This window comes from Candidatus Komeilibacteria bacterium CG_4_10_14_0_2_um_filter_37_10 (assembly GCA_002793075.1).
In the GTDB taxonomy this organism is placed as follows: Bacteria; Patescibacteriota; Patescibacteriia; order UBA1558; family UBA1558; genus UM-FILTER-37-10.
Genome location: PFPO01000007.1, coordinates 1 through 5382, shown reverse-complemented (window position 1 = coordinate 5382; position 5382 = coordinate 1). Strand labels below are relative to the sequence as shown.

The 5382-nt window shown below is 35.1% G+C and carries 6 protein-coding genes; all 6 read left to right on the top strand.

Translation table 11 applies throughout. The features are described 5' to 3' along the window. Positions 1 to 235: 235 nt before the first annotated feature. The 6 genes from COX77_00345 (at position 236) to COX77_00320 (ending at position 5243) form a co-directional block, all read left to right on the top strand. A complete protein-coding gene (locus COX77_00345; GenBank protein PIZ99842.1) occupies positions 236 to 523 on the top strand; it encodes a hypothetical protein in 288 nt (95 codons plus the stop codon). Between the two features lie 101 nt (positions 524 to 624). Beyond that, positions 625 to 885 (top strand): hypothetical protein, encoded by a 261-nt coding sequence (locus tag COX77_00340; protein PIZ99841.1) that lies wholly within the window; start codon positions 625 to 627, stop codon positions 883 to 885. Positions 886 to 888: 3 nt separating this feature from the next. Further along, on the top strand, positions 889 to 2067 hold the full coding sequence (locus COX77_00335; protein ID PIZ99840.1) for a hypothetical protein: 1179 nt from the start codon (positions 889 to 891) through the stop codon (positions 2065 to 2067). After that, positions 2060 to 3043 carry a hypothetical protein gene (locus COX77_00330; protein PIZ99839.1) on the top strand — a complete coding sequence of 328 codons (984 nt, stop codon included), beginning with the start codon at positions 2060 to 2062 and terminating at the stop codon, positions 3041 to 3043. Before COX77_00335 ends, COX77_00330 begins: the two co-directional genes overlap by 8 nt. A 1-nt stretch (position 3044) precedes the next feature. Continuing rightward, positions 3045 to 4346 carry a glycosyl transferase gene (locus COX77_00325; GenBank protein ID PIZ99838.1) on the top strand — a complete coding sequence of 434 codons (1302 nt, stop codon included), beginning with the start codon at positions 3045 to 3047 and terminating at the stop codon, positions 4344 to 4346. A 9-nt stretch (positions 4347 to 4355) separates the two neighbouring features. After that, positions 4356 to 5243, top strand: a complete 888-nt coding sequence (locus COX77_00320; GenBank protein ID PIZ99837.1) for a hypothetical protein — start codon at positions 4356 to 4358, stop codon at positions 5241 to 5243. Positions 5244 to 5382: the final 139 nt, after the last annotated feature.

Below are 5382 nucleotides of genomic sequence, written 5' to 3'. Positions count from 1 at the left end.
CCACTTCAATTTAATGATAAATAAGCCTTTTTATTTAAATATTTCAATAAAGTATAAATCATATTTCTATTATTAATATTTAGTCTAATATTAGGCATAATATTATTTATTATAGTGCAAAGAAAATTAATCAAAATAGTAAATAAGTATAAAAATCCCCATAATTGTTTTGTTTTTGTGAATTTTGCTGTATAATATTCTTGGGTCAATTTAATAATTAATTAAAGGTAAAATTATGAAGGTTGCTAAAGTTACCAAAAAAGATTTAGGCCAAACAATGGCCGACAAGTACCAATTAACCAAAAAACAGTCTATTGAAATGATTGATTGGTTATTTGAAGAAATCAAAGGTCAAATGAAGAAAAGAGTTGAAGTTAATATTAAGGATTTTGGTAAATTCAAGATTAGAGAGTCGAAAGCCAGAGTTGGTATCAATCCTTTAACCAAAGCTAGTATCAATATTCCAGCTAAGAAGAAAGTGAAATTTTATCCAGCCAAGGCTGTTAAAGAGTTAGTTGTTTAAATATTTTTTATCTTTTTTTTGCATCCTCCTGTGCCGTTTGGTACAGGGGGTTGCTTTATTTATACCCATCTAATAAAATGAGAGATACGTAATTAACAACTATGAAGATTATTAAGATTGGTGCCATCTGGTGTCCCACTTGTTTGATCATGAGAGAGGTGTGGGAAAAAATTCAAAAAAAATATCCTCAGTTAATTATTGAGGATTGCGATATTGATGAACATCCAGAAAGGAAAGAGCAGTATCAAATTATTGAATACCCAACATATTTATTTGTGAACGACCAGGATCAGGAGCTCGAACGTTTGAGTGGTGATGTTGATGAGCGAGAAATATTAATCAGGATTAATAAGTATTTATAAATCATGCGAATAAAATATTTTTTCATCACAATATTATTGTTAGTGTTAGTAATACCTAATACTGTTTTGGCGGTGGAACAAAAACCAACCATCAACTTCTTCTGGGGTGAAGGTTGCCCCCATTGCACACAAGAAGAATTTTTTTTACAACAATTAGTACAAACCGAACCCGACGTTATTATCAACAGATTTGAAGTATTTAATAATCGTGATAATGCAAAACTACTGGACCAAGTAGCTGAACAATTGAATGTTTCCGCTAACGGTGTGCCGGTTACTATTATTGGTAGTAATTATCAAATTGGTTACTTGAACGATCAAACAACTGGCACCTGGATCAAACAGCAACTCGCCATTTGTCGTCAGCAAAGCTGTTCTGATGCCGTTTCTCAATTTACCCAACCACCAGAAACAAAACCGCGAGTAGATAGCGAGCCAAACTTTATTAGCTTGCCACTTTTTGGGCAGGTTGATACCAGCCAAATATCATTAGGCGCTTTAACGTTGATTATCGGTTTTTTGGATGGCTTTAATCCCTGCGCCATGTGGACTTTGATTTTATTAATATCATTACTTTTAGGTATTGAAAGTAAAAAAAGACGGTGGTTGCTAGGTCTGGCTTTTTTATCGTCATCGGCAATTGTGTACTATTTATTTTTAGCTGCCTGGCTCAATATTTTTATGTTTTTGGGAATGATTATGATTATCCGCATGGCAATTGGCTTGGTGGCACTGTTAGCTGGGTATTTAAATTTGCGATCATGGCAACAACAACGAACTGGTTGTGAAGCTAAAGATGAGGAAAAAAAGAAAGCTACTTATCAACGCCTGAGAGTAATACTAAGCAAAAACAATATTGCCTTAGCTTTGTTGGGTATTGTTTTATTAGGAGCAGCAGTTAATATGGTTGAATTATTATGCTCTGCCGGTTTACCAGCTATTTATACCCAGTTGCTCGCTCAAGCCAATTTATCAACTGGTCAATATTATTGGTATTTATTTTGGTATATTATTTTTTATATGCTCGATGATTTAATCGTTTTTTCGGTAGCGATGATTGTTTTAAAACCCATTGGAGTTAGTGGTAAATACTCGCTTTGGGTAAAATTGATCGGTGGTGTTTTGATGGTGTTGTTGGGATTAATTATGATTTTTCAGCCGTCCTTATTAATGTTTGGTTGATTTAGTATTAATTCTTATTTTAATAAAAAAATGTTATAATAAAGCGGTACATTACCGTTTTATTTTTAATATTAGCATTATGAAAGACCTTGTTATTGGTATTGATGTTGGTGGTACAAAAATTAAAGTTGTTTTATTACGACAAAATAAAGTTTTGGCTGAAGATTTATATTTAGTTAAAAATTTTAAAACACATCGGGAGTTTTTGGCCACCCTCATCGCTCACATTGAATTATTATTAAAACCCTATGACCGTCAGCGTTTTGTTGGCATCGGCATTGGTTTACCGGGCATTCTTGATCGCCAGAGGCAATCATTATTATTACCACCCAATTTAAGTGTAATCAAAAAAATTAATTTTATTAAAGAGTTAAAAGGCCATTTTAATTTACCAGTAAGGATGGAAAATGATACCAAGGCTATGGCTTTAGCAGAAATGCTTTTTGGCAGTGGCCGTGGTAAAAAATCAATTTTTGTCCTTTCTTTGGGTACTGGTGTTGGTGGTGCCTATGCCTGGCGGGAAGAAAATAAGATTTGTTTGTTAACAGGCCATCAAGGAACGGCTTTAGAAATTGGCCATACAATTATTAATATTAATGGCGTCGAAGGAAGTCCGAAAACCAGAGGCGAAGTGGAGCAATATTTGTCCAGTAAGTTTTTTAGTCGACGCTCCAACCAGCATCCAGCTATCATTCAAGAAGCTGCTGAGAAAGGCAAAAAATCAGCACAAAAGATTTATCAAGAATTTGGTTATTATTTAGGGTTTGTTTTATTAAACATCATCTACAATTACGATCCAGAAATAATTGTTTTGTCTGGTGGTTTGTCGCGAGCGGAAAAGCTATTTATTCGCCCAGCGCTACAAGTTGTCAAAGAAAATATTTTATCACCGTTAATTAAAATTCCTATTATTACGGCAACAAAATTAAAGGATCAGACAGGCGCTATTGGCGCCGCTGCTTTATGGTATCAATAAAATGGTTTTGATTGATCAAAAACAAAAAATTACAACTCGTGAATGGGTAGAAGGTGGAGAACGACTAGTTTTTCCCCAAGGTTTTTTTTGGGGTACGGCCACATCCGCTTATCAGGTGGAGGGTAATAATAAAAACAGCGATTGGTATTTATGGGAACGTGATGGCAATATTGAAGATGGACAATTAATGGGTACGGGTCCGGATCACTATCGATTATTCAAAGAAGATTTATCCTTAGCGGCCAAGCTCAATAATAATTGTTTTCGTTTGTCATTGGAGTGGAGTAGAATTGAGCCACAGGATGGACAATTCGATCAAAAAGAAATAGAGCATTATCGTCAGGTTTTACAAACAGCAAAAAAATTAGGTTTACAAACCTTTGTTACTTTGCATCATTTTACAAATCCTTTATGGTTTTATTATCGCGGCGGCTGGTTAAACAGTGAAGCGCCATCTCTTTTTCATTCGTATATAGTTAAAGTAGCTAGGGAGTTAGGTTCTTTGGTGGATTTTTGGTTAACGATCAATGAGCCAATTATTTATGCTTGGCAATCTTATGGTGTCGGTATTTGGCCGCCCGGTGAATCATCGTTGTGGCAGACGAGAAAAGTAGTTAAGCACTTGGCAGAGGCCCATGACTTAGCCTATCGCGCCATTCATCAGCTTTTAGCCAACCAACCAACGGTACGAGTTGGTATGGCGCAAAACGCTAGCTCTTTTCAGCTACACCGAACTTATTCTTTATCTGATCAAATCTATATTCGTTTGATGAATTATTATTTTAATCACTGGTTCTATGATTTGACTAAAGGAACTCACGATTTTCTCGGTTTAAATTATTATTTTCATACTCGATTACAGAAGGGTCATTGGCGACAACCACAGTTTATCAACGCTGCCAGTCTTGGTCGCGAGGTTTCGGATATGGGCTGGGAGGTGTACCCCCATGGTTTATTTGAGGTACTACAAGAAATGTCTGCTTATCATTTACCTATTTATGTGACAGAAAACGGCATTGCCACTAACGACGAGCAACAAAGAGCAATGTATTTAATTCGTCATGTTCAAGAAATTTATTATGCTTTGCAAATTGGCGTGCCAGTTAAAGGTTTTCTTTATTGGTCGCTACTGGATAATTGGGAGTGGGACAAAGGTTATTGGCCACACTTTGGTTTGGTTGGTTATCAAGAAAAAACAAAAAAAAGAATCATCAAACCAGCGGCTAAGATTTATGCTCAGATTGCCCAGCAAAATGCTTTAACTAAGAAGATCTTTCAGCAAGCTAGGGGGATTAATAATTAACAATTTTTTATGGGTTGGTTATCAATTACTATTATCGGCTATTTTTTCAATTCAATTTCTATTATTATTGATAAGTCTTTATTGAACAAACAGATACCACATCCAGTGGTTTATACTTTTTACATTAGTATTTTAGGTTTAGTGGCCTTTTTATTAGCACCATTTGGTTTGCATTTAATTAGTGTTACCAATTTTATTTATAGTATTATATCTGGTTTTTTCTTTACCTGGGCACTATTAGCCATGTTTTCGGCACTTTTACGGAGTGAAGCATCACGGGTAACACCTTTGATTGGTAGCTTTTCACCACTATTTATTTTAGCCCTATCCTACTTTATTGTTGGTGAACGTTTGAGTCTTTTACAAGTCATGGCTTTCGTTCTTATATTTTTGGGTTCAGTTTTGATTAGTTATCGCCGTCATTATCAGGATAAGCACGTTAAATCTATTTGGCTAGCAATACTATCAGCGTTTTTGTTTGCCCTTTCCTATGTAATTGCCAAATACGTTTTTGACGAAATTGGTTTTATTTCTGGTTTTGTTTGGGCACGGATTGGCTCTTTCATTGCGGCAATTATTTTGCTGATACCACAGGATAATCGCCGAGTAATCAAAGCTAATTTTAGTCATCACGGTGGTGGCGCCGCACCCTTAATGATTATGGGGCAAGTTGCTGGTGCTCTCTCATCTATTTTGGTTAATGTCGCCATATCTCTAGGTAGCGTTACCTTAGTCAATGCTTTGCAAGGATTGAATTATGCCTTTTTATTTTTTATGGTATTAATTTTGGGTAAGTGGCATCCGGAATGGTTAAGGGAAGAGTTGAATAAAGAAATTATCATCCAAAAAGTCATTGCTATTTTTTTAATAATAGTTGGATTGTATTTAATCGTTTAGTATATGCGTTTTTTTTCAATCATCACCAATTGGTATCTAGGAAAAGGTACAAAACGTTGGCAGCGAAGCTATGTTTTGCTAGTTTTTTTGGTAATTATACTTTTTACTATCGGTATTTTTTATTATTCTCGTGATTATA